General features: G+C 68.4%; 27 protein-coding genes and 1 tRNA gene. 19 read left to right on the forward strand and 9 right to left on the reverse strand.

Translation table 11 applies throughout. From position 1 onward, the window contains the following. Positions 1–153: 153 nt before the first annotated feature. The 3 genes from ACOGXE_RS09040 to orn form a co-directional block, all read right to left on the reverse strand. On the reverse strand, positions 154–498 hold the full coding sequence (locus ACOGXE_RS09040) for a WhiB family transcriptional regulator (RefSeq protein WP_419930604.1): 345 nt from the start codon (positions 496–498) through the stop codon (positions 154–156). Positions 499–1,018: 520 nt separating this feature from the next. Beyond that, positions 1,019–2,107: an MBL fold metallo-hydrolase gene (locus ACOGXE_RS09045; RefSeq protein ID WP_419930605.1), complete on the reverse strand. Its 1,089-nt coding sequence runs from the start codon at positions 2,105–2,107 to the stop codon at positions 1,019–1,021. 30 nt (positions 2,108–2,137) lie between these two features. Further along, positions 2,138–2,746 (reverse strand): oligoribonuclease, encoded by a 609-nt coding sequence (orn, locus tag ACOGXE_RS09050; protein WP_419933503.1) that lies wholly within the window; start codon positions 2,744–2,746, stop codon positions 2,138–2,140. A 55-nt stretch (positions 2,747–2,801) separates the two neighbouring features. On the opposite strand from orn, the gene ACOGXE_RS09055 reads away from it, so the two are divergent. Beyond that, a complete protein-coding gene (locus ACOGXE_RS09055) occupies positions 2,802–3,641 on the forward strand; it encodes a potassium channel family protein (protein ID WP_419930606.1) in 840 nt (279 codons plus the stop codon). Positions 3,642–3,656: 15 nt separating this feature from the next. Here the strand turns inward: ACOGXE_RS09055 and ACOGXE_RS09060 are convergent, their stop codons facing one another. The 3 genes from ACOGXE_RS09060 to ACOGXE_RS09070 all read right to left on the reverse strand — a co-directional run bounded on the left by ACOGXE_RS09060 (position 3,657) and on the right by ACOGXE_RS09070 (position 4,626). Next, positions 3,657–3,950 (reverse strand): hypothetical protein, encoded by a 294-nt coding sequence (locus ACOGXE_RS09060; RefSeq protein WP_419930607.1) that lies wholly within the window; start codon positions 3,948–3,950, stop codon positions 3,657–3,659. A 52-nt stretch (positions 3,951–4,002) separates the two neighbouring features. Continuing rightward, complete coding sequence (gene dut / locus ACOGXE_RS09065) at positions 4,003–4,494, reverse strand: dUTP diphosphatase (RefSeq protein WP_419930608.1); 492 nt, start codon at positions 4,492–4,494, stop codon at positions 4,003–4,005. A 59-nt stretch (positions 4,495–4,553) separates the two neighbouring features. Then, a tRNA-Lys gene (locus ACOGXE_RS09070) sits at positions 4,554–4,626 on the reverse strand. Between the two features lie 79 nt (positions 4,627–4,705). On the opposite strand from ACOGXE_RS09070, the gene ACOGXE_RS09075 reads away from it, so the two are divergent. Next, positions 4,706–4,912, forward strand: a complete 207-nt coding sequence (locus tag ACOGXE_RS09075) for a hypothetical protein (RefSeq protein WP_419930609.1) — start codon at positions 4,706–4,708, stop codon at positions 4,910–4,912. 27 nt (positions 4,913–4,939) lie between these two features. On the opposite strand, the gene ACOGXE_RS09080 is transcribed toward ACOGXE_RS09075, so the two are convergent. Beyond that, the gene (locus ACOGXE_RS09080) at positions 4,940–5,644 is read right to left on the reverse strand and encodes a histidine phosphatase family protein (RefSeq protein ID WP_419930610.1); all 705 of its coding nucleotides are present in this window, start codon (positions 5,642–5,644) and stop codon (positions 4,940–4,942) included. A gap of 51 nt (positions 5,645–5,695) precedes the next feature. On the opposite strand from ACOGXE_RS09080, the gene ACOGXE_RS09085 reads away from it, so the two are divergent. The 10 genes from ACOGXE_RS09085 (at position 5,696) to hemL (ending at position 15,061) form a co-directional block, all read left to right on the forward strand. Next, entirely contained in the window at positions 5,696–5,938 is a 243-nt protein-coding gene (locus ACOGXE_RS09085) for a MoaD/ThiS family protein (protein WP_419930611.1), read from the forward strand. A 92-nt stretch (positions 5,939–6,030) separates the two neighbouring features. Further along, complete coding sequence (locus tag ACOGXE_RS09090; protein ID WP_419930612.1) at positions 6,031–6,882, forward strand: hypothetical protein; 852 nt, start codon at positions 6,031–6,033, stop codon at positions 6,880–6,882. Between the two features lie 72 nt (positions 6,883–6,954). Continuing rightward, positions 6,955–8,226 (forward strand): glycosyltransferase, encoded by a 1,272-nt coding sequence (locus tag ACOGXE_RS09095; RefSeq protein WP_419930613.1) that lies wholly within the window; start codon positions 6,955–6,957, stop codon positions 8,224–8,226. Between the two features lie 19 nt (positions 8,227–8,245). Beyond that, on the forward strand, positions 8,246–8,722 hold the full coding sequence (locus tag ACOGXE_RS09100; RefSeq protein ID WP_419930614.1) for a YbjN domain-containing protein: 477 nt from the start codon (positions 8,246–8,248) through the stop codon (positions 8,720–8,722). Positions 8,723–8,895: 173 nt separating this feature from the next. Continuing rightward, the gene (proC, locus tag ACOGXE_RS09105; RefSeq protein WP_419930615.1) at positions 8,896–9,693 is read left to right on the forward strand and encodes a pyrroline-5-carboxylate reductase; all 798 of its coding nucleotides are present in this window, start codon (positions 8,896–8,898) and stop codon (positions 9,691–9,693) included. Positions 9,694–9,724: 31 nt separating this feature from the next. Beyond that, the gene (locus ACOGXE_RS09110; RefSeq protein ID WP_419930616.1) at positions 9,725–10,549 is read left to right on the forward strand and encodes an SAM hydrolase/SAM-dependent halogenase family protein; all 825 of its coding nucleotides are present in this window, start codon (positions 9,725–9,727) and stop codon (positions 10,547–10,549) included. Positions 10,550–10,779: 230 nt separating this feature from the next. Beyond that, a complete protein-coding gene (locus ACOGXE_RS09115; RefSeq protein WP_419930617.1) occupies positions 10,780–12,039 on the forward strand; it encodes a glutamyl-tRNA reductase in 1,260 nt (419 codons plus the stop codon). Between the two features lie 11 nt (positions 12,040–12,050). Continuing rightward, positions 12,051–12,965: a hydroxymethylbilane synthase gene (hemC, locus tag ACOGXE_RS09120; RefSeq protein ID WP_419930618.1), complete on the forward strand. Its 915-nt coding sequence runs from the start codon at positions 12,051–12,053 to the stop codon at positions 12,963–12,965. Next, complete coding sequence (locus ACOGXE_RS09125; RefSeq protein WP_419930619.1) at positions 12,958–13,746, forward strand: uroporphyrinogen-III synthase; 789 nt, start codon at positions 12,958–12,960, stop codon at positions 13,744–13,746. Before hemC ends, ACOGXE_RS09125 begins: the two co-directional genes overlap by 8 nt. A gap of 28 nt (positions 13,747–13,774) precedes the next feature. Continuing rightward, positions 13,775–15,061, forward strand: a complete 1,287-nt coding sequence (hemL, locus tag ACOGXE_RS09130; RefSeq protein WP_419930620.1) for a glutamate-1-semialdehyde 2,1-aminomutase — start codon at positions 13,775–13,777, stop codon at positions 15,059–15,061. A gap of 13 nt (positions 15,062–15,074) precedes the next feature. Here hemL and ACOGXE_RS09135 read toward each other — a convergent pair whose 3' ends face one another. Together ACOGXE_RS09135 and ACOGXE_RS09140 are read right to left on the reverse strand one after the other, a co-directional pair. Beyond that, entirely contained in the window at positions 15,075–16,337 is a 1,263-nt protein-coding gene (locus tag ACOGXE_RS09135) for a geranylgeranyl reductase family protein (protein ID WP_419930621.1), read from the reverse strand. A gap of 71 nt (positions 16,338–16,408) precedes the next feature. Further along, the gene (locus ACOGXE_RS09140; RefSeq protein WP_419930622.1) at positions 16,409–17,182 is read right to left on the reverse strand and encodes a c-type cytochrome; all 774 of its coding nucleotides are present in this window, start codon (positions 17,180–17,182) and stop codon (positions 16,409–16,411) included. A 409-nt stretch (positions 17,183–17,591) separates the two neighbouring features. Between ACOGXE_RS09140 and ACOGXE_RS09145 the strand changes: the two genes are divergently transcribed. From ACOGXE_RS09145 to ACOGXE_RS09175, 7 genes are all read left to right on the forward strand, one after another. Further along, complete coding sequence (locus ACOGXE_RS09145) at positions 17,592–18,026, forward strand: hypothetical protein (protein WP_419930623.1); 435 nt, start codon at positions 17,592–17,594, stop codon at positions 18,024–18,026. A gap of 11 nt (positions 18,027–18,037) precedes the next feature. After that, a complete protein-coding gene (locus tag ACOGXE_RS09150; RefSeq protein ID WP_419863446.1) occupies positions 18,038–18,454 on the forward strand; it encodes a 4Fe-4S dicluster domain-containing protein in 417 nt (138 codons plus the stop codon). 86 nt (positions 18,455–18,540) lie between these two features. Beyond that, positions 18,541–19,257 carry a selenite/tellurite reduction operon b-type cytochrome ExtP gene (gene extP / locus ACOGXE_RS09155; protein WP_419933504.1) on the forward strand — a complete coding sequence of 239 codons (717 nt, stop codon included), beginning with the start codon at positions 18,541–18,543 and terminating at the stop codon, positions 19,255–19,257. A 27-nt stretch (positions 19,258–19,284) separates the two neighbouring features. Beyond that, a complete protein-coding gene (locus ACOGXE_RS09160) occupies positions 19,285–20,031 on the forward strand; it encodes a menaquinol-cytochrome c reductase cytochrome b subunit (RefSeq protein WP_419930624.1) in 747 nt (248 codons plus the stop codon). A 12-nt stretch (positions 20,032–20,043) separates the two neighbouring features. Beyond that, positions 20,044–20,934, forward strand: coding sequence for a ubiquinol-cytochrome c reductase iron-sulfur subunit (locus ACOGXE_RS09165; RefSeq protein WP_419930625.1), 891 nt, complete (start codon positions 20,044–20,046; stop codon positions 20,932–20,934). After that, a complete protein-coding gene (locus tag ACOGXE_RS09170; RefSeq protein WP_419930626.1) occupies positions 20,927–22,081 on the forward strand; it encodes a c-type cytochrome in 1,155 nt (384 codons plus the stop codon). The genes ACOGXE_RS09165 and ACOGXE_RS09170 overlap by 8 nt, the downstream gene beginning before the upstream one ends. Further along, a complete protein-coding gene (locus ACOGXE_RS09175) occupies positions 22,078–22,974 on the forward strand; it encodes a hypothetical protein (protein ID WP_419930627.1) in 897 nt (298 codons plus the stop codon). The genes ACOGXE_RS09170 and ACOGXE_RS09175 overlap by 4 nt, the downstream gene beginning before the upstream one ends. The last annotated feature ends 60 nt before the right edge of the window (positions 22,975–23,034 follow it).

Raw genomic sequence — 23,034 nt, forward strand, 5'->3', positions numbered from 1 at the left:
CATCGCGGCGGTGACCAGATGCTTCGATGCCCGTATCGCCCTATGTCGCAGCGCCGCTTGACGGCCCGCCCCGGGGCTGCCAGCCGCCCATTTCGGGCAGCCTCAGTCCGCCGGGGCGGGCCGTCTCGAGGACGCGCCTGAGCAGGGGAAGACTCAGGCGCGGGCCAAGTCGGGAGGCAGCGGCACCTCCTCGATCACGAGTTGCGGGTGGCCGCTTCTGGGCGGCCGGCCGCGTGGGCGTTTGTCCCTACAGACGCGCCCGTTCTCGAAGAGCTCGCCGCCCCACACGCCCCATGGCTCGTGGCGTGCTTTGGCGGCGTCGAAGCACTCGCTCACCACCGGGCACGCCGAGCAGATGGCCTTGGCGCGAGCGATCTCGTAGAAGTTCTCCGAGAAGAACAGCGGGGTCAGGGTGCCCACGAGGTCGCGGCAGCGACCCCGTGCGCGCCAGCCCTCATTGGTGAGGGCTGCTGTGTTGTCGATGACCAGTTGCAGCATGAGCTTTCTCCTGTGTCGTGTGGGTGGTGATGTGGCAGTGGTCGGGGGTGTCAGTACGGGCAGCGGAAACGCAAAACGGCCGCCGGGTTGTCCCAGCGGCCGTTCGGAGAGTTCTGGTGTCTCAGTGGACTACATCAGACACTCCGAGGGCCGCAGGCGGTGGCGCTTCGTGATTGCCGTCGGCTTGGCACCGTGACCGCGCACCGCATGCTGGAACATGACCGGCATCGGGCCCGCCGCCGTGAACACACCGGCGGCCGTACCGCACGCCCGCATGCGCGTGGCGGTTTGCCAACGGCAGCGCGCGCCAGGTGCAGGCACCCGTACGCGATACCCGCAGGCACGCGCTGTGGTGTCGGCGCCGTGGTCGAACATTGGTGGTCCAATCAAGCGAATGGTCGGGGCAACTGGCTAGCTGCGGATACCCGACGATAGGCCGCAGCGGTGCCAACAGCACCATGTCACGACAGGTCGTGTCAAGTTATTTTCTGCGCACCCGCTGCAGCGGGCGCAGATGTGCTCAGTCGAACTCGTACTCGAGGACGTCGTCGGGGCGCCGGGAGACGCTGACCTCGCCTATGTAACGCAGATGCTCCAGGTGAGCGAACGTCTCGGACTCGGCCATCGGACCCCAGGAACGCTCTTTGAACAGCTGCTTCATGTAGTCCTGCACGGGTGCCCGCCCGAGCCGGTCCGAGGAGGTGCGCAGCAGGTCCAGGCGCTCGTTGTGGTGGCGCTTGATGTCGTCGACGCGCCCGCTCAGATCAGTAAAGGGTTGGCCGTGGGCCGGCAGACCCATCTTCACGCCGTCGAAGCTGGCGACCCGGTCGAGACTGGAGAAGAAGTCCTTGAGCGGGTCGCGAGCCGTGGTGATGCCCGAGATGTGCGGGGTGATCGTCGGCAGCACGTGATCGCCGCAGATCATCAACCCGCCTTCGGGATCGAAGAGGCACAGGTGGTCGATGGTGTGCCCCGGCGTATGGATTGCCACGAACTCGCGCCGCGCCAGCTTGATGCGGTCAGCGTCCTCGACGTGATGCGTGGGGTGTGGGGTGGCAAACCAGCGCCCGCCCCACCCGTTGCGCATTGCCCAGTAGCCGAGCTTGGCCCGGATGGGCATCTTGTAGCGCTGACCGCCCCACGGCGTCGGGCCGCCTGGTCCGGTATCGCGCCCGCCGTACACAGGGTCGGCAACCAGCTCGTTGTTCTCGCCGTCGGACGACACCGGTTCCAGCGCCTCTTCGTCCTCGTCGGCAGTGTCCCACCACAGCCGGAAATGACGGTGGGTGACCACGTCGGCGCCGTACTCCCGATGGAAGCGCCCTGCGGCGCCGAAGTGGTCCGGGTGGCTGTGGGTGACGATGATGGAGTGGACTCGCTCGGGCGGCACCTCGGCCTCGGCCAGCCCTGCCATGAGTGCCTTCCAGTTGGCCGGGCCCGGCAGGCCGGGATCGACGAGGGCGGCACCGCGGTCGTCGTCGAGGATGTAGCAGTTGACGTGCCCGAGACCCGGCATGGACATCGGCAGCTGCAGCCGGCGCACGTCGGGCGCAAGCTCGGTGATCTTGCCGTCGGGCGGCATCTGCTCCTCGCGAGTCGGGCGTGACACGAGGTGCAGACTAGCGAGCCGCCCCAACTTCTAAAGAGCGTTCGATTCTGCGGCGGACTCAGCGACCGTGTCGGCGGCTGGGCCGGTTGCACCCGGTTGCAGCCACTGGTCGCGGTAGAAGCGCAGCTCATCGATGCTCTCGAGCACGTCGTCAAGTGCCCGGTGCTTGGTGGTGCCCGCACGGGATCGACTCAGATCCGCCCAGGCTGCCGCGACGCCCGGCCGCCATCGCTTGGCGAGCTCCTTGATCGACGACACGTCGACCACCCGGTAGTGGAGGTGCTCCTCCAGTGCAGGCATGTACTGGTCCAAAAAGCGGCGGTCGGTCCCGATCGAATTCCCGCACAGCGGCGCGGTGCGAGGCTCGGGAACGTGCTCGCTCACAAACGCGAGCGTGCGCTCGTGCGCGTCGGCCACGGTGATCTGCGACACGGCGATCTCGTCGAGCAGTCCTGTCGCCTCGTGCATCTGGCGGACTTCGGAGTCCATGGCGTCGAGATCTGCCCGTGTCGCCCCGATGACCAGCGACGGTCCGGTGGCGACGATCTCCAGCGAGTCGTCGGTGATGACCGTCGCGATCTCCACGATGCGATGGCGCCGATGATCCAGCCCGGTCATCTCGAGGTCCAGCCAGACCATCACGGCGGCCATCGTAGGCACGGCCCGCGTGGCTGGCCGCAATAGCGTGCAATCGATGAAGGGCGTGTTGGGACGGCGGCAGGCGCGCCAGAGTCCGCGACTGCGCAGGGAATCGCGGCGGCGTCTGTTTTCCGGAGGTCTCGAACCCGTCGATCGTCTCGTCGTCGGCGTCACCGTTCTCGTGTTCGTCTTGGCAGCTGGCACCACCGGGTATGTGCTGCTGGGGCTGGGAGCGCTCGACGCGCTGTACCAGACGGTCATCACCGTCTCGACCGTCGGCTACAGCGATCCGGCGGGTGTAGGAGCGCGGTACCAGATCTTCACGATCGCTCTCATCCTGCTCGGCACCGGCACGTCGCTGTACACGATCGGTGTCGTGATTGAGATGCTGTTCGAGGGACGGCTCGACGACCACATCAGGAGGCGGCGCATGCAGCGCTCCATCGACAGTCTTTCCGGTCACGCGGTCATCTGCGGCTACGGCCAAGTCGGCCAGGCGATCGCCGAGGCCATGATCGACGCGGGCACTGAGGTGGTGCTCATTGACCAGGACGCCGACATCGACTCCGGCGATCTGCACATGCTGTCCGGCGACGCCACCCACGACAGCACCCTGCAAGACGCCGGCATCGAGCGGGCGAGCTCGCTGGTGGTGGCCCTGGATTCCGACGCCGACAATCTCTATGTCGCTTTGAGCGCCCGCGCGCTGTGCACCGAGCTGTTCATCGTGGCGAGAGCGAACTCGCCGGAGGCATTGCCGAAGCTGCGTCAGGCAGGCGCCGATCGCGTCATCAACCCGCACCAGATCGGCGGAGCGCACATGGCCGCTGCTGCGTTGCGTCAGGACGCGACCGACGACGGCACGGGCCAATCGGACCGGGAGCCCAGCCGCTGACTGCGACGATGTGACTCAGTCGGCCACGAGGTGCAGGGCGCGGCGAGTCTGCTCGATGCGCTCGTAGCCCTCGGTGTCGGCGAGGTAGCGACGCTTTGCCAGGCGCGCCCGCGCACGGCGCCTGCGGGCCTTCGCCGCATCGGCGTCGGCGACGACCTTCCGGGCCAGTCCCGCGGCAATGAAGCCGCCGACGCGGAGCCCCGTGGACGGAACCCGACCAGGCGTCTTGGCTGTCTGATCGGTCTCGAACTCGAATTGAGATGCATCGAACAGGGTCAGCGGCGGCAGCGTCGGCGGCTTCGTCGTCATGGGTTCATGGCTACCGACGGGGTGTGACAGCAATAGCGAACGCCGCCTGGATTCAGCGGCCTGAGTGCCCGAATCCGCCGAGGCCCCGCTCGGTCTCATCGAGTGAGTCGACCACATCCCACTCGGCCTGTTCCACGCGCTGGATGACCAGCTGGGCGATGCGGTCGCCGCGCTGAACTTCGTAGTCCTCAGACGGATCCGTGTTCACGAGTAGCACCCGCAGCTCGTCCCGGTAACCGCTGTCGATCAAACCGGGCGAGTTCACGCAGGTCACGCCGTGTTGCCATGCGAGGCCACTTCGAGGTTGAACAAAACCGGCGAAACCAGAGGGAATGGCAACCGCAATTCCAGTCGGGATCATCGCCCGACCACCGCCTGCTTTGAGGGTGACGCCTTCAGCGGCCAAGAGGTCACAACCCGCGTCACCTGGCATTGCGTAAGTGGGGAGCGGTAGCTCCCCATCGAGTCGGACAATCGGGAAGCTCACCACACGAGTCACTCTATGTGACCGCGACGCGCCAGTCTCGTCTTGTCGAAGGCCCACGGGTGCCGCTTCGGATGGGTTGATTTTGGCAATGCTGCGCTAGCGACTTGCCGGTGCGGTAGGCCGCCCGGGACTCGAACCCGGCACCTTGGGATTAAAAGTCCCCTGCTCTACCTGATGAGCTAGCGGCCCGATGTCCGCAGGCGCCGATCCGGCGCTCCGGCACTCGCATCGAGGCTACTGGCGGGGTTCTCGCTCTAGCCTGACGCCCGTGCCGTCAGCATCCGGGCCCGAAGGGTCGCCACCGCCTGCAGTGAGCGCCGTGCCGCCCGAGTCGGCGCTGCAGGCGGAACTGCTCAGCGACGGCGAACTCGATGCCATCGAGGATGAACTGGCACGAGCGGAGCGAACCTTGGGCTTGCTGGCCGACGACGACATCGACGCGGCAGATGCGGTGGCTTGGCTCGCTGAGTCCTGATCGCCGCAGCCGAGACGGTCGGCCCAGCTACTCGATCATGAGATCGATGTCAGAGGCAACCAGTTCGACCCTGTTGCGGGGCTCCAGCTGATCCCAGTTCCAGGCGGCGTCCGCCGCGGCGCCGTCGAGCCAGAACCAACGGCCTGCCAGATTCGGCACCCGCTCGTCGCCGAGGCCGACGTGCGCGTCGATCGTCTTGAGCACGCCGGCGTGGCCCACCAGCAGGACGCGACCGCACACGGACAGATGCCGCCGCAGCGCCGGCAGCAGCCGTCGGGCGATGCTGCCCTCGGACTCGAAGCCGGGCGGCCATCTCCTGGCTGCGACATCGCCCGGCCAGCCCTCGTCGATCTCAGCCCGGGTGAGACCCTCCCATGGTCCCGCGCTGCGCTCACGCAGTGCCTCATCGGTCACGACGTCGCTGACGCCGAGCTGCTTGGCGATGATCTCGGCGGTCCGGCGCGCCCGTTGCAGATCGCTCGACACGATGAGGTCGAACGCCGGCAAGTCGAACGCATGCCGGCCGGTGTGCAGATCGCGCCCGCGCATAGCGGGTGTCCGCCAGCTGTCGTCGGCGGCAGCGAGTGTCGTTGCCAAGGCGTCGGCGGCGATCTCGGCCTGGCGCTCGCCGAGACCAGTCAGCGCAGGATCGGCCTGTCCCTGCCAGCGGCCGCGCAGATTCCACTCGGATTGGCCATGCCGCACCGCCAGCAATTCCGAATGCTGTGTCACGGCGCCCGACCCTAGAGGCTGCGCTGAGACGTGATCGGTAGCATCGCAGCGATGCCGACGGTGACGATCCGCCTGTTCGCGGGGGCGCGCGAAGCGGCTGGCGTCGGCAGCACCCAGACCGAGGCGTCGTCGGTGGCCGAAGCGCTGGACTGGGCGAAGGCGAGTTTCGGCGAGGGTTTCAGCGCCGTCCTGGCTGCCAGCAGGGTCTGGCTGAACGGCGAGCCGGCGGTCGGAGAGTCGCAGCTCAGCACCGGCGACGAGATCGCCGTCCTGCCACCCGTATCGGGCGGCTGAGAGGCGGCGGCACGGTGGCAGCGTCGCCGGGCCTCCCGCCGGCGCGGCCGCGAACGTCCGCGGTCGCGCAATGGCTCGGGCCTGCGGTCGCCTTGAGCGACGCCAGCATCAGCGCGGGATTGCTCTGGTTCGCCGCGCTGATCGCTGCCTTGCGGGCCGGGGCAGTGACGTTCGGGCTGACCATGACGGCGGTCGCCATGCTCGCTGCTTGGCAAGCTGCGGGTGCTCGTGGCCCTGCCGCCGTAACACGCCAATCGCCCAGCGGCGACGCGGCGCTCGCCGCGCAGGTGCTGCCCCCGAGCCACCGGCTGCCGGCGGCAGCGCTGGCCGGCGCAGTCGGATTTGCCGGCGTTCTCGACACCCGCCTGGCGGGAGCTGTGGTCGGTGCGGCAGCGCTCGCCAGCTTCATGGTGGTGGCCGCGCTGCGACCCCGACGCGCCGGCGGCGTCACACAGCCTGCGGGACACGGGCCGCCGCTGCCGGTGCTGGCCGGCGCAGGATTGCTGATTCGCAGCTGGATGCAGGTCGGTGTTGCGGCGGCGTGCTCGGCCGCGGTTGCCCGCTACTCGCTCGGGGCGGCACTGGTGCTCGTGAGTGCGGCTGCGGCCTACGACGCCGCCGCTCACCTCAGTGCGTCGGGTCGGCCGCCGGGGCTGCGCGGTCCGCTGGCTGGAGTGACCGCAGCCGCAACTGCCGTCTTTGCCCTGACCGGTCTCAGCGTGCCGCCGTTCGCGCCGTCGAACGTCATCGGGTTCGGCCTGCTCGCCGTGCTGACACTGCCGCTCGGCCCCGCCCTCGCCCGGCCGAACACTGCCCCGGAGATTGCCGACGGGCCCCGGCGAGCGTGGCAACGACTGACCCGGGAGTGGGCCGTGCGCAGGCTCGATTCGCTGAGCGTCACAGCCCTGGCGTGGATGTGGGCCCTGGGACTCCTCGCCATCTGAACGTCTCGCCCGCACAGCACTGCAGCTGGCTCAGTTCGTGACTCCGCAGTGATCTGCGTAGCGTTATCGGCCGTGGCGCCCGACGCTCCCGACTCTCAGACGCCTGGCGAACACGTTCGCCTCTTGAGAGTCGCGGTGCTGTGCATGCACACGTCGCCGCTGCACCAGCCCGGAAGCGGCGACGGCGGCGGCCTGAATGTGTACGTGCGCGAACTCACGGCCGCGTTGGCTCATCTCGGCGTCGATTGCGACATTTACACACGCCGCACCGATCCGTCGCAGCCCGACCGGCACGAGGTGGAAATGGGAGTGAGCGTCACCCACGTCGACGCCGGCGCCCCATCGCTCGACAAGGATGATCTGCCGGCCGTTGTCTCGGCATTCGCCGACAGGGTCGGCGAGCATCTCGCACGCCGTCCGGTCGACGCACTTCACGCTCACTACTGGTTGAGCGGCATGGCAGGACACCAGCTCAAGCACCGGCTGGACATCCCGTTGGCCGTCACCTTTCACACGCTGGGGCGCGTCAAGACGAGCACGGGCGACGCCGAGCCGCGCCACCGCGGCGAAGCCGAGCAGCGAGTCATCGACTGTGCCGATGCTGTGTTCACCTCCGGCGACGCCGAGGCAGACCAGCTCAGGTCGCTGTACGAGGTTCCCCCGGAACGCCTCCATGTGCTGACACCCGGCGTCGACCGGGCCATGTTTGCGCCCGGACAGCGCCACGCGGCCCGCGCGGCGATCGATCTTCCGCCGGGACCGGTGCTGTTGTTCGTCGGTCGCCTGCAGCCGCTCAAGGGCGCCGAATTGGCAGTTGAGACGCTCGCGGCAACGAGGGCAGCCGGCACCGCGGGTGCCGACGCCCAACTCGTCATCGTGGGAGGACCCAGCGGTCCGCATGGCGAGGCCACGCTGAACCAGCTGAGAGCGATGGCTGACGGCTTGGAGGTCGCGGACCACGTGCGCTTCGTCGACCCGCTCCCGCACCATTTGCTGTCGACGTACTACCGGGCCGCTGATGTGTGCTTGGTGCCGAGCCGTTCGGAATCGTTCGGACTGGTGGCGCTCGAGGCGGCAGCCTGCGGGACGCCAGTCGTTGCGTCCGATGTCGGCGGCCTGCGCGACAACGTCGTCGAGGGGAGCACTGGCTATCTCGTCGCCGGTCGCAGCAGCGACGAATTCGCCCGCCGCGTCATCGACATCCTCGCCGACCCGCTCCTGGCGCTGCGGCTCGGCGACGCCGGCTCTCGCCGCGCCGAGCGTCATAGCTGGCGCACGAGTGCGGCTGCGGCGCTGGACGTGATCGACGCGGCGGCCCGGCGCGAACTCGTCGCCTGCCTGTGACGCTGGCAACCGGCGCGCCATGACACGCCGTCCGGCGACCGACGCTGAGCTCGATCAGCTCGAGGCCCGTATGGACGGCTGGCTGGCCGACTGGGCCCGCTCGCAGGCCCGGGGCGATGCCGATGAGCGTCCGATGCTGCTGGACGTGACCCGTGACGACGAGGTGCCACGACGCTGGTACGTGCGTCTGGCGGGGGAGTCGCGCGACGTCATCGCCATCTGGCTGACGCTGCGTCAGCGCACGCTGACCTATGAGTCCTACGTCCTGCCCACACCGCAGCACCGACCCGAGCAGGTGGCCGAATTTGTCCTTCGCCGCAACTACTCGCTGGTCGGCGCCCAGTACAGCGTCGGCCCCGAAGACGCCCTCTACCTGACAGGCGAGCTGCCCACTCACTGCGTGGACGAAGACGAACTCGACCGGATCGTCGGGTCGCTCTGGGCGTACATCGAGCGTGACTTCACCACGCTGATCCGGCTGGGCTTCCAGAACTAGGTCGCGAAAACTATTTGGCGTCTTTCATTAATTTCTGCTTAATTTCACTCTTGCCGGGGCACTCGCTGGCAGGCCGCAGGGAAGCGTCCCACTCACCGCGAGTGCCCCGGCACTGCTTCGTCCGGTGTCCGCAGCACTGAAGCCTCCCGGCAGCGGTCCGGTACCGTGACCGCATGGCTGACAGGGTCGAACTGCTGATCGTCGGCGGCGGCAAGATGGGCGAAGCGCTGCTGGGCGGATTGCTCGCGGCAGGCCGCAGCGCCGAGAGCATCTGCATTGCTGAGCCGATCGCCGCGCGCCGCGATGAGTTGGCCAGCCGCTACGGCGTTGCTGTCTCCGAGCAGATCGTGCCGTGCTGGGACGCGATCCTGGCGACCAAGCCGGATGTCATCCCGGCAGTCGCGCGCCAGGTTGCCGACCTCGGCCCCAATCGGATCTTGTCGATCGCCGCAGGCGTGACGCTCGACACGCTCACTCAAGCCACGACACACGACCAACCCATCGCCGTGGTCCGCGCCATGCCGAATACGCCTGCGCTGGTATCGGAAGGCGCCGCGGCGATCTGCGGGAACGAGGCTGCGGGTGAGGCCGAGCTCGCATGGGCCGAGGGGATTCTGGGTGCCGTGGGCCGCGTGGTGCGCGTCCCAGAGCACCTGATGGATGCCGTGACCGGTCTGTCGGGATCTGGACCGGCGTATGTCTTCCTCGTAGCCGAGGCGCTGATCGAGGCAGGAGTGCTCATGGGCCTGGGCCGACCGGTGGCGACGGAATTGGCCAGCCAAACCCTGCTGGGTTCAGCGAAGCTGCTGGCCGAGGGGCGTCCGCCCGCTGAACTGCGAGCCGACGTGACGTCGCCGGGCGGCACGACGGCGGCGGGGCTGCGCGAGCTGGAGCGCCACGGCATACGTGCCGCGTTCGCTGCGGCCGTGGAAGCCGCCACCCGCCGCTCCATCGAGCTCGGCACAGCGTGATCGAACGCCGCAAGCAAGGCGGTTGCCCGTCATGACGGGTTTCGACACGGTCACGTGCGTGAGCGATCTGGGCACAGCGGACGAGTCGGTGGGCGTCATTCATTCGATCGTGCGCCAGGCGGCTCCCCACGCCGCAGTGATCGACTTGTGCCACGAGATCGATCCGGGCGATGCCCGCACGGCGGCGTTGATGCTGGTGCGCAGCGTGCCGCATCTCGCACCCGGCGTCGTGCTTGCGTCGGTGGGCCGGCGCCTGGACAGGCCCGCCATCGCGGTCTCGGTCGGCGGCGGACAGTCGATGCTGGTGGGCCCTGACAACGGAGTGCTGGCAGCAGCCACCGCTGCGGTCGGCGGAGCGGACCTTGCCGTTCGCATCGGGGACGCCGGCTGCGGCGGTCCCGAATCGGTGCTTCACCCGGCGCGCGATGTGCTTGCCCCCGCAGCCGGCCGGCTCGCGGCGGGCGAGCCCATCGAGGCCGTGGGCGCGCCGATCGATCCGTCGTTGCTGCTGCCGTCGCTTGTTGCTGTGCCTCGCGTCGAAGACGACGGCTCGGTGACCGCAGAGGTGCTGTCGGTCACGCGATGGGGCACGGTGCAGCTCAATGTCGACCGCGGCACGCTGGCCCCGCTCGGCGATCTGCTGGTGGCGGAATGGACATCTGGAGCGAGTGCCTTCCAGCCCGCCGAAGCCAGCTCGCAGTCGGTCCGGCTCGCACCCGCGGGCTCGGCCGGCACCGGCAGCCTCGCCCTGTGCGACGATCCTTTCGGTCTGCTCGAGCTGACGGTGGCCGGCGGGAGCGCGGCGCACCTGGGCTTCGCCGCCGGCACCGAAGTCCGGCTGCGCCCCTCCGCATGAGACCGCTACACGGGACCGCGACATGAGACCGCGAACGGCGCTCGTACTGGCGGCGCTGGCCGCGCTCATCCTGCTGACGGCCACGATCCAGCTGCTGGTAGCCCTCGACTGAGCGGCACTTGGCCGTACTCGGCCCGATTCGCCGCGCGATCTTGCGTCGAACGCGTGGAAACCGGGTGCCGGATCGGCGAGACTGTGCGGGCCGCATTTCCGAACCCTGGGTAGTCCTCGTGTCCATCGTTGTCATGGGCGTGAGCCATCGCAGCGCACCGCTTGAGCTGTTGGAGCGCTGCACGGTTGCCGCCGCCGACGTGCCGAAACGACTGAGCGATCTCGCATCGTGCTCCAACGTCAGCGAGGCCGTCGTCGTATCCACCTGCAACCGCACCGAGGCCTACGTCGTGGCCGAGAAGTTCCATGCGGCGTTCGGCGAGATGCGCGATTTCTTCTGCACGCTGTCGGGCGCGGCACCCGCCGAGCTGTCCGACCATCTCTACGTCCACTACGACGACGATGCAGCGCGTCACCTGTTCCGCGTGGCGAGCGGCCTGGAATCCGCCGTGCTCGGCGAGCACGAGATCTTGGGCCAAGTCCGCACCGCATGGGACGTGGCACGAACCGAGGGCACGACGGGCGCGGTGCTGAATCAGCTCTTCCGGCACGGCATCAGCGCCGGCAAGCGAGCGCGCACCGAGACCGCCATCTCGCACGGCACGGCGTCGATCAGCCACGCGGCGGTCAGCATGGCCAAGAACCACCTCGGCACGCTGGAGGCTTCTCGGGTGCTTGTCGTAGGCGCCGGCGAGATGGCCGAGGGCATGATCGTTGCGCTGGCCTCGGCCGGTCCCGCTGCGGTGCAGGTAGCCAACCGCACGCCCTCCCACGCCGAGGCCCTGGCCGCCCGGGTCGGGGGCAGCCACCTGCCGCTCGGGAGCCTCGAGGACGCCTTGGTCGAGGTCGATCTGCTCCTGACCTCCACCGGTGCTTCGGCGGTGATCGTCGACCACGCCAGCGTCGGGGCGGTCATCGAGCGACGTGCCGGGCGCCCGCTGCTGATCGTCGACATTGCCGTGCCTCGCGACGTCGATCCAGCCGTAGCCCGCCTTCCGGGCGTCACTCTCCTCGACATGGACGACCTGTCCCGCTTCGCGGAAGTCGGTCAAGCAAGCCGGCAAGCCGAAGTGGCGGCGGTCGAGTCGATCCTGGTCGACGAGACCGAACGCTTCTCCGCAGACCGCACCGCCCGCGAGATGGCGCCGCTCATCGAATCGCTGCGCGGCAAGGCTGAAGCGGTCCGCCTCTCTGAGATCGAACGGGCCCTGGCGGCTCACCCCGATCTCGACGACGGCGCACGCGAGGCGCTCGAGCGGGCAACAGCAGCGCTGGTCAACAAGCTGCTGCATCAGCCCACCATCGCATTGAGGTCCGCGGCAGGCAAAGCCAAGGGCGACCGGCTCGCGGACTCGGTGCGCGACTTGTTCGACTTGTAAATCTTGGCTGCGTGAGAATCGCGACACGATCGAGCCCGCTGGCAACGTGGCAGGCGCGCGCCGTCGCCGCTGCTCTGGAGGCGGCCGGATCGCCGGGGGGCGACATCGAGCTCGTGCCCGTGCGCACGAGCGGTGACCTCGATCTGTCCACGCCGATCTCGGAGATGTCCGGCAGGGGCGTGTTCGTGACCGAGGTGCAGGCAGCGGTGCTGGACGGGCGCGCGGACATCGCCGTGCACAGCGCCAAGGACATGCGTTCCGAGCCGACCCCGGGTCTGACGCTGGCGGGCTGCCTGGCGAGAGGCGACGCCAGCGACGCCCTGGTCGGCTTGGCGCTTGACGAGATTCCCCACGGCGGTGTCGTGGCGACCGGATCTCAGCGTCGCCAGTGCCAGCTTGCGGTGCTGCGCGGGGATCTGCGCTTCACGGGTCTGCGCGGCAACATGGCTCGTCGCATCGCTGCAGCCGCCGAACCCGGCATCGCCGCAGTGGTCGTGGCGTCGGCGGCGCTCGAACGTCTCGGCGAGTCCCACCTGATCGCGCAGCGATTCAGTGCCGACGAGGTGGTGCCCCAGGCGGGGCAGGGTGCGATCGCCGTCGAGCACCGCACCGGCGACGCCGGCACAGAGGCCGCTGTCGGCGCGATCATCGACGAAGCGACCACGCGGTGCGTCGGCGCCGAGCGCGCGTTCCTGCGGACGCTCGGCGGCGGCTGCGATCTGCCCACGGGGGCCTACGCAACGGTCGACGCCGGCGGGCGCGTGGTCATGAGCGCGCTGCTCGCGACGCCGGATCGGGGCGACATCGTGCGCGCAGCGGGAAGCGGTGCCGACGGCGAGCCGCTGGGTGAGGCACTGGCCCGCGAACTGCTCGACCGAACCGGCACAGACGCCGCCATGTGGGCCGGTCGGGTCGGCGATGCCTGACAATCCCCTCGGCCCACTCGCCGGTCGCACCGTCGTCGTCACGAGAGCCTCGCACCAGGCCGGCCCGCTGGCGACGTCCTTGCGCGAACGCGGGGCGACGGTGGTTGTGGCACCCGCTCTCGCGGTGGTGCCCCCGCTCGACGGCGGCCAGCCGCTCGACGATGCCCTGCTGCGCCTTGAGCAGTACAGCTGGGTCGCATTCACATCTTCGAACGCCGTGGCAGCCACGTTCGCTCGCGCAGACCGGCGTGGCGTTCGCCGTCGCTTCGCGCGCATCCGAACAGCGGCTGTCGGGCCTGCCACGGCAGCACGCGTCGAGGCTGAAGTCGGTCGTCCGGTCAACCTCGTGCCAGACCAATCCGATGCTGCCGGGCTCGCCGCGGCATTTCCCGATGCCCGCGCGGACGACTGGTGCTTCGTGCCGCAGTCGGCACAGGCCCGACCCGAACTGGTCGATGGGCTGCGTGCCCGCGGCTGGAACGTCGATGCCGTGAGCGCCTACCGCATCGTCACGCCCACGTTGTCCGATCATCTCATCGCCGACGTGTCCGGCGCGGATGCCGTGGTATTCGCGTCGCCGTCGGCCGTGCGCGGCCATCTGTCGCAGATCGGCTCGCAAGGAGTGACCGGAAAGATTGTGTGCATCGGCCGCACCACCGCCGCCGCCTGCCGACAGGCCGATGTGCCGGTCGCCGCCGTTGCCGACGGACCCACCGACGCAGGTCTCGTCGAAGCAGTCGCGGCGGTGCTGCGCGCCGATGTCCGTCCGGCGGGCTCGTGAGCACGTTGGCACCCCTACGCTGCGAGCCGTGACCGAGCTGCATCCGACGAACGCCGGACTGTTCGACGCAGCGCGGCGTGTCATTCCGGGCGGCGTCAACTCACCCGTGCGTGCCTTCGGGTCCGTCGGCGGAACGCCGTACTTCGTGGCCTCGGCCAGCGGGCCATACGTAGTTGACGCAGAAGGTCGGCGGTTCATCGACTTCGTGCAGTCGTACGGCGCGATCATCCTCGGCCACGCTCATGCGGCCGTCACCGAGGCGGTGGCTGCTGCTGCGGCGGAAGGGACGTCCTACGGCGCACCCACCGAGCGCGAGGTGACTCTCGCCGAGCGCATCGCCAGTGTCGCGTCGGGAGTCGACCAGGTTCGCCTGACCAGCAGCGGCACCGAAGCCACCATGACGGCCGTCCGGCTGGCGCGAGGCTTCACCGGACGACCCCGGATCGTCAAGTTCGCTGGCTGCTATCACGGCCATGCTGATGCGCTGCTGGCTGCCGGCGGGAGCGGCGTGGCCACGCTCGGTCTGTCCGGCTCGGCCGGGGTCCCGCCCAGCGCCGTGGCCGACACGGTGGTGGCGCCCTACAACGTGGTGCCGGAACTCGACGACCAGGTAGCTGCGGTGGTGGTGGAGCCCGTGGCGGCGAACATGGGCTTGGTGCCGCCGGTGCCCGGCTTCCTGGCGGGCTTGCGACAGGCATGCACCGAAGCGGGGGCCCTGCTGGTCTTCGACGAGGTCATCACCGGATTCCGTCTCGGCCCAGGCGGTGCGGCCGACCGGTACGGCGTCACGCCTGACATTTCCTGCTTCGGCAAGGTCATCGGTGGCGGCCTGCCCATCGGCGCCCTCGGCGCTCGCTCGGAGATCATGGAGACGTTGGCACCGACGGGTCCCGTGTACCAAGCCGGAACGCTGTCGGGTAACCCGCTCGCGACAGCGGCAGGGCTTGCTGCGCTGGAGCAGCTCACGCCGGCGGCCTACGCGCAGCTGGAGTCCCGTGCCGGTCAGTTCGCCGACGGTGTGCGTGAGGTGCTGGCACGTTCAGGCTTCGACGCCGCTGTCGTCCAGGTCGGCACGCTCGTGGGCCTGTACTGCGGCTCGGTCGCCGAGCCTGGTTGGGTCCCAGTCGACTATGACGATGCCCGCACAACCGATGAGCAGGCCTACGCCCGCCTGCACGCCGAGCTGCTGAAGCGCGGCGTGGCGTTCGCACCCGGCGCCTACGAGGCGATCTTCGTCGGCCTCGCCCACACCCCCGACGTCATCGACGAGGCCCTCACCAGCATCGCCGACGCCGCTGCCGCATCACAGGCCTAGAACGTGCGGCACCTCAGGTGCGGTCTCGCCAGAGTCGTGCCACCCCGGAGGCCGTCCGGTAGATGCTGCGAGGGCCGAGGGGGCCGGCGCTGCCCTGCAGCAGATCTGTCGAGACGCGCATGGCCAGGTTTCCCATGCGGGGGGAGCGAATAGCGAGCTGTGTCAGCTTGCGCATCAACCCGGGTCGACCCAGGGCGCGAGTCGTCAGCCGGCCCAAGTGGTGGTATCGCTGCCAACGCGCGGCGAGCTCAGCCTCGTAGTGCCGCAGTTCAAGCCCGTCGTCGGCATCGAGCGCCTGCCCGATGACCTCGGCCGCCAGCCGGCCGGTCGCCAGCGCCGGTCCGACGCCGTCGCCGTTCCAGGGATTGATGCTGCCTGCTGCGTCGCCGACAACGACCCAATTCGGCCCCGAGCGCGGCCGCACTGAGCCTCCCATCGGCAATCGGCCGCCTGCTGGTTCGGTGCGCGGTCCAGCCGGATCGATCTCCCAGCGTTCCGGGATCTGCTGGATCCACTGTTCAAAGAGGCGCTCCAGGGAAATGGCTTCGTTGCCGTAGTGATGGCTGAGCAGGCCCACGCCGACGTTGGCCGTGCCGTCCCCGACGGGAAACACCCAGCCATATCCCGGCAGCTGGCTCCCCGCGTGGTCGGCCAATGCGAAGACCGACTCGATCCACGGCTCGGCGTGGCGCGGCGTGGGGAAATAGGCGCGCATCGCCAGCCCCTGCGCGTAGGTCCGGGTGCGCACGGTCCCGAGCGCCCGGCCGAAATGCGAGCGGGGGCCGTCGGCGATCACGACGTAACGGGCGCGCGCCGTCACCTCCTCGGGTGCAGGGCTCAGCCTCGTGGCGACGCACCCGCGCAGGTGACCGTCGGTGATCAGCGGCGCCGTGACCTCGGTGCCGGTGAGCATGCGCGCTCCGGCAGACTGCGCCCGGGCGAACGTCAGCGCATCGAGGCGCGACCGGCGCGCTACGACGCCGTAGCCGGGCCATTGCTCGCCTTGGGGCCACGGCACTTCGAGGCTCTGTCCATGAGCGGTGATGCGCAGCCCGCGATGCCGGTGCCAGCGCGCTGCGCTCGGATCACAACCCATGTCGAGGAGCTCGCCCACGGCAACCGGCGTGAGGGCGTCGCCGCACACGCGCTCGCGTGGATGCGTCGAGCGCTCGATGAGCAGCACATCGCGTCCCGCCAGTGCCAGCCAGTACGCGGCGGCGCAACCCGCCGGCCCGCCACCGACGACGAGCACGTCGCAAGCGAGCGTCTGGGTCAAGGTGTCGCGGTCACATTCGGAGCTCGGTGCAGATCGGTTCAGCATGGGCGCCGCAACGCCGCAGGGATGGCTTAGTGGCCGCCGCCGCCACCCCCGCCGGACACAGCGCCGCCGCCGAGATGCTCCCACTCGGCGTTGCGTTCGGCGGCCACTTCGTCGCTGATGACCTCGCCGCCGATCACTTCGCGTACGTATCGCGCGACCGAGTACAGCTGGTGATCATTGAGCACATCACCGAATGCGGGCATGTTGGACTCGGTCTCGCCGGTGATGTGGGCGCCGCCGGGCCGGTTCGGATCGCCGTAGACCTGGCCGATGCCGATGCCTTCGGAGCCCACCGAGATCCACTCGATGAACGAGTCGTCCAGGTCGGGGAAGGTCAGCAGCACCTCACCGTTCCACAGCGGGCGTCCCACGCCGCTGCCGTCGCTGCCGGAGCCATCACCGACGTGACAGCTCGCGCAGCGCACCGCGTAGGTTGCCGCGCCCTCGTTGATGGCGGTGATGGGCTCGGGGGGCGGCTCGGTCAGCTTCACGTAGACGAACGCCCACAACGGCAGGCAGAACAGCACCGGAAGCACCCAGATCGGAATCCGGTGTCGCGTCTGGGCTGCGACGACCCATGCCGGGTCCGGCGGGGCTTCGGGCTCTGTCTCGAGCTGGGCCGCCTCGCGCGCCGCGGCGATCATCTCTGCCTGCGTGGGCCCTGCGTCGGGAGCTGCTCCGGCTGCGGGTGCCGCCGCGCTCGCGGCGCCGCCGCTGCCGCTGCCGTCGTCTTCGAGAACCCCCAGCGCAATGCGACGCTGTCGCGAGCGCTCCAGCAGGTACTCGGGAACTTCGGTCACGGGATCCTCCGCGGGGTTGCCCCCAGGGGTTCTGGCACGGCCGGCACGGCTAGGCGGCGGCGCTGAACGATGAGCCTTCCCGTGGCCGCATCAGTCATTTCCCGCTCCTGTTCGCTGCCGCTCACGGGCCGCTCGGGCCACGGCTTCGCCTCTCGGTTCGCAGGGCACGATACGCGCCCGAGCGCACCGAGGCGCAAGTCTGCCATGCAGTCACCCCGATGGCGCAGTAACCACATGTCCCGGATTGTGGCGAGCGCTGGCCGTCGTGCTAGAACATCACGCGCCATGGCCGGGGCGCCGGTAATCTTTGCCCCGGCCTCGCTGCGGCTGACGCACTCGATACATCATCGATTGGGCCAGTTCGCAACAGTCCTGACACGCCGACGGGAGAACGCGGGAGGAACACCGAGTGGTTGCACTCGTCACATCGATCCTCGTCACCGCGCTGATGGTCTACCTGCTCGTGTGGTACGGCAAGCGCCGCCCGACCGACCGCCCCACTACCTGGGGCGAAGCCATGCTGGGGGCTGCCTACGTCTTCATGCTGATGCTGCTGGTGTTCGGCATCGTGCCTGACCGCTGGATCCGCCTCACCGACAACGAGTGGGGCTGGTCGGTGGAACGCTTCCTGGTCACTGAAGGCCAGTTCATGACCTCGCCGATCACGTTCCCGCCGACGCGCATCGATCTCAAGAAGGTCAGCGACATCGTGGTGGTCATCGAGCACCTGATCGCGTTCATCGGATTGCCGGTGCTGGCGATGTGGTGGCAGAAACGCGACAAGGCCCAACCCGCTGCCGAGCCGATTTCGGACTACGGCCGTCCACTGGTCAAAGGCAACTGAGAGCGCGACGAATGGCTGCGAACGACGCGAACCCGCCGATGCCCAAGTTCCGGGACGACTACCTGTTGCAGCAGGTTGACGCCTCGTACCTCGACGCGGCCGTCAAGCCGAAGCAGTTCATCAACATCGACCAGTCCGAGTGCATCCAGTGCGAGGGCTGCGTGGACATCTGCCCGTGGAAGTGCATCTGGTACGTGTCCACCGAGGCGGTCGACGAGGCCGTCGGCGTCGACCTGCCGGGCCTCGATCCCACGGACAACGCCATCTTCATCATCGACGACGACGTGTGCACCCGCTGTGCGCTGTGCGTCGACCGCTGCCCGACCGGCGTCATCACGCTCGGGCGGGTCAGCAACAATCCGCCGCCGGAGGGCGATGTCCACGGCCGGACCCACACCCACGGCTATGCCTACGGAATGCGGCTCTAAACATGGCGAACACTCTCGAGTCCCCCAATGCCAAGCCAAAGCTGCCGCAGCGTCTCCAGAACGCGCAGCAGCAGGCAGCCGATTGGATGCAGGACAGCCAGTTCTGGACATCGATCTTCCGACCCGGCTCGATCTTCCGGAAGGGCTACACCGACAGCCCCCGGAACCGGTCCTACGTGATCATGAACAGCGTGCTGTACCACCTTCACCCGGTGAAGGTGAAGCGGCACGCCGTGAAGGTGAGCTACACGCTGTGCCTGGGCGGTCTGAGCTTCTTCCTGTTCATCCTGCTGACGATCACCGGCATCTTCCTGATGTTCTTCTACCGCCCGACCGACACGGCAGCGTGGTTGGACATCGAGAGCCTCCACACCCAGGTGGCGTTCGGCCTGCTCGTGCGCAACATGCATCGATGGGCCGCACACCTGATGGTGATCACGGTGTTCTTGCACATGGCCCGCGTCTTCTATCACGGCGCCTACAAGGCGCCGAGAGAGTTCAACTGGGTCGTCGGCGTCATGCTGCTGCAGCTGACGTTGCTGCTCGCGTTCACCGGCTACCTGCTGCCGTGGGATCAGCTCGCGCTGTGGGCGGTCACGGTGGGCACCAACATGATGGGCTTCACGCCGGTCTTCGGCGAGCAAGTGCGATTCGTACTGCTCGGCGGCCAGCAGATAGGCGCGGAGACGCTATTGCGCTGGTACGTGCTGCACGTCTTGATGCTTCCCTTCGTGATCGTCATCTTCATGGCGATCCACTTCTGGAGAGTGAGAAAGGACGGAGGCATTTCGGGGCCGCTGTAGGAAGCCTGAGCGTCCCGAGCCATCAGCATGACTGAGATCCCCGAACACCTCCTGCGCCGGAGCGCCGAAGCCAGGGCCCGCGCGACCGGCGCGCCCGCGGCAGGCGAAGGCGAGGCGCCGGCTGCGGCGCAGCCCGGCGACGACGACGGTGTCACGATCCCCCGATCGCTGCTGGAAGCCAGCCAGCAGCCCGGCGGCGCGCCGGCGGGCGGCCCTGCAGCTGCAGGCGGGGGAGTGGCCACCGCGCTGCCGCCGCTCATGGGAGGGCCAGCGGGCAACACCCACCGCCTGCTGACCGTCGTCAAGTCGGGCTCGATCCAAGACGTCAAGGCCAGCCCGGGTGACAAGGTCCACGTCTGGCCGCACCTGCTGGCCGCCGAATTCACCGCAGCGCTGTTCATCACGGCCTTCACGCTGGTCTTCTCGCTGTTCATCAACGCGCCGCTGCTCGAGCTCGCCAACCACAACGAGACGCCCAACCCGTCCAAGGCGCCGTGGTATTTCCTGGGCCTCCAGGAACTGCTCACGATGTTCGACCCGATGATCGCCGGGGTGACCATCCCCGGTGTCGCGCTGATACTGCTGGCCTTCGCCCCCTACGTCGACAGGAACCCCTCGATGCGACCCGAGGATCGCAAGTTCGCCATCTCGATCCAGACGATCCACCTCATGTTCTGGGCAGTCCTGGTGATCATCGGCTCGTTCTTCCGGGGGCAGGGCTTCAACTTCACCTACCCGTGGGACACCGGTCTGCACGGCATCTTCCACTTGTAGGAGCACGTCGGCATGTCCACCGGAACGATTCTCGCGATTGCCATCCCGGTCATCGTCGTGCTGGGTGCGGTGGTCGCGTTCGTCTCGCTGCGCCGCCGGGATGCCACCGGTCTGGGGCACCTGTCGCGCGAAACCCGCCGTCGGGACGAGCTGGCGGCTGCCGCGGGCGGTGACGACGCTGCCGACGAAGACGGCACTGGCGCCTTCGGTGTGAGCGTGCAAGCCCAGGAGCTGGAGCGCTCGGTAGCCGCTGAGCGCCGCCCGTCGCCCGTGGCTGTCGCCGAGCCTGAGCTGCCGCAGGACTGGGCGCCGCCGCCGTCCGACGAGGTGGGTGTCACGCGGCGGCAGTTCCTGAACCGGTCGTCGGTGATGCTGATGGCGACCGGTCTGGGCACCTTCAATGCCGCCATGCTGGCCTTCTTGTGGCCACGCCCGACGGGCGGATTCGGATCGAAGATCAAGATCGGCACGGTCGCATCGGTCGACGAGGCGATCACATCGTCCACGCCGGCCGAGAACTTCTCGTACTTCTCTGAGGCGCAGAGCTACATCCAGCCCTACCCCACCGATTCAGCGACGCTGTCGAACGCCGAGACGGTGTACGGCGGTGCGATTCTCGACGGCATGCGGCTGGGCTACGTCGCGCTGTGGCAAGTCTGCCCGCACCTGGGCTGCAAGGTGCCGGTGTGCGGCAGCTCGCAGTGGTTCGAGTGCCCGTGCCACGGCTCGAAGTACAACCGCGTGGGCGAGAAGAAGTCCGGTCCGGCGCCCCGTGGCATGGATCGCTTCCCGGTGACCATCGAGGGCGGCAGCGTCTACGTCGACACCGGCACCGTGTCGCAGGGACCGGCGATCGGCACCGACTCCACGGGCCAGGGCCTCGAGGGGCCGCACTGTGCCTGAGTTGAGCCACATGCTGGCTGCCAGCACGGAGCGTTCGATCGCGATCGTGCTCTTGGCGATTGTCGTTGTCGGATGGGCGATCTATGTCTTCGTCAACATCCGCCAGGCGAAGGCCGAGGTGGGCAGCGAGATCGAGCTGGCACCCAATCGTGGCAATCTGCCCGACGACGAGGAACTCGAAGGCCGACGGCTGGAGAAGGTCCAGGCCTTCGGTGTCCTGATGCTGCTGATCATGGCGCTCGTCCTGCCCGTCTACTGGATGCTCGAGGGCGGGCGCCGTTCAGGCGCAGAGACGTCGTTCTCCGAAGCCGCCGTGATCCGCGGTGAGGCTGTCGCAACCGCTGCGGAATGCACTGACTGCCATGGCGCCGACCTCGGCGGTGCCCGTTTCGCACCGGTGGTGCTCGACATCGGTCACCAGTTCTCCGACAAGGGGTCCTTCATCATCAACACGACGTGGGAAGCGCCGTCCCTCGACGACGTGTTCACGCGTTTCGACACCGATGCCGAGACGTTGGATGAGGTCACTGAAGTCCGCCAGATCTTGGTGTACGGCCGCGGCGTGATGCCGGCGTGGGGCCTTGAGGGCGGTGGGCCGTACAACGATCAGCAGATCGACGACCTCGTGGCATGGCTGTGGGACAACAGGATTGACGCCGAAGACGACAACAACACCGAGGCGAGGGCTCGCGCCAAGGCTCGCTACGAGGCGGAGTTCGCTGCCCAGCGCGAAGAGAATCCGTCGGTGACCCAGGGAGCAGTCCTGTTCGACCTCCACTGCGCTCGCTGCCACACGCCGCGCTGGCCCGGCCGTGGCCTGGCCCAGCTGCCCAACAACGGGGGATCGGTCGAGGTGCTTCCCGGTCCAGACGGCGCCGGCCGTTATGGACCGGCGCTCAACAGCGTGAGCCTGCGGCGGCTGTTCCCTGAATTCGAAGATCACGTCTCATTCATCACTGACGGCGCCGCGGACAACGTGCCCTACGGCCAGTTCGCGCGCCTCGGCAACTACGGCATGCCGGGCTTCGGCAAGGTGCTGGACGAAGACGAGATCCGGGCCATTGCCGCGTACGAGCGCAGCCTCGATCCGCAGCGCCAGGCTGGCGTGGGCTTCGAGGAACTGCACGAGCCGGGAGACGACGAATGAGCGCTGCGCACCTTCTCGGCATCGTCAGCTGGGATCCGGTTCTCACCGGTTACCTGGCCGTCATCATCGGCATCGCCGTGCTGTGCGGCTCGGTGTATTTGCTGCTGGCCACCAACCTCGGCGTCCGTCTCGGCTTCCTGGTTGCGTGGACCGGTCTGTGGGGCTGGATGCTGCTGATGTCCATTGTGTGGTGGGTGTTCGGCATCGGCTGGATCGGCAGCCAGCCCGGTTGGAACGTGCTGCAGGTGACCTCCAGTCCCGCGACCGTGCTGGTCGACGAAGTGCAGCAGCTCGAGGGCGTTCCGGTCCATCAGTCGCCCCCGGGCTGGATCGAGATCGTCGTCAAGGAGAAGTCGGACGACGACGCGGAGGAGATCGTCGATCCCGAGATCGTCCAAGCCCAGGCGTTTGCGGCTGACGCCCGCTCCGCGGCCGATGGGCATGTCGTCTGCGACGATGCCGACCCGCGCCGGCTGCTGGCAGTGAATTCGTGCTTGTTCTCGGCTGCGGATCAATACAAGACCTACCGGGTGCTGATCCGGGGCGGTGAGCGATACCGGCCCGCGGGCATTCCCGACAACGTGATCACGCAGTACTTCCTGCCGAGCAGGGGCAAGCCGCACTACGCCGTCGTCCAGATCCAGCCGTACCAGCCGAGAGTCGAGATTGATCCGAACCTCTTCGGCGACGACGGGAAGATCGTCGTCCCTGCCCCGCAGATCGACGAGAACGAGCCGGTGTACTCGGTGGTGCTGGTGCGCGATCACGGCAGCGTCCGGCTCCGCCCGGCCCTGCTGACTGTCTTTTCGGCGCTGCTGTTCGGCCTGGGCTGCTATCACCTGCATCGACGGGATCAGGCGATCTGGGCGGTGCGCGAAGCTGCGGGCCAGTGACGGCTTGTTCGTTCTTGGGCCAGACTGGGACCGGCATCTGATCACCGACGCGCAGAGGGG

This window comes from Candidatus Poriferisodalis sp. (genome assembly GCF_965208555.1).
In the GTDB taxonomy this organism is placed as follows: Bacteria; Actinomycetota; Acidimicrobiia; order Acidimicrobiales; family Poriferisodalaceae; genus Poriferisodalis.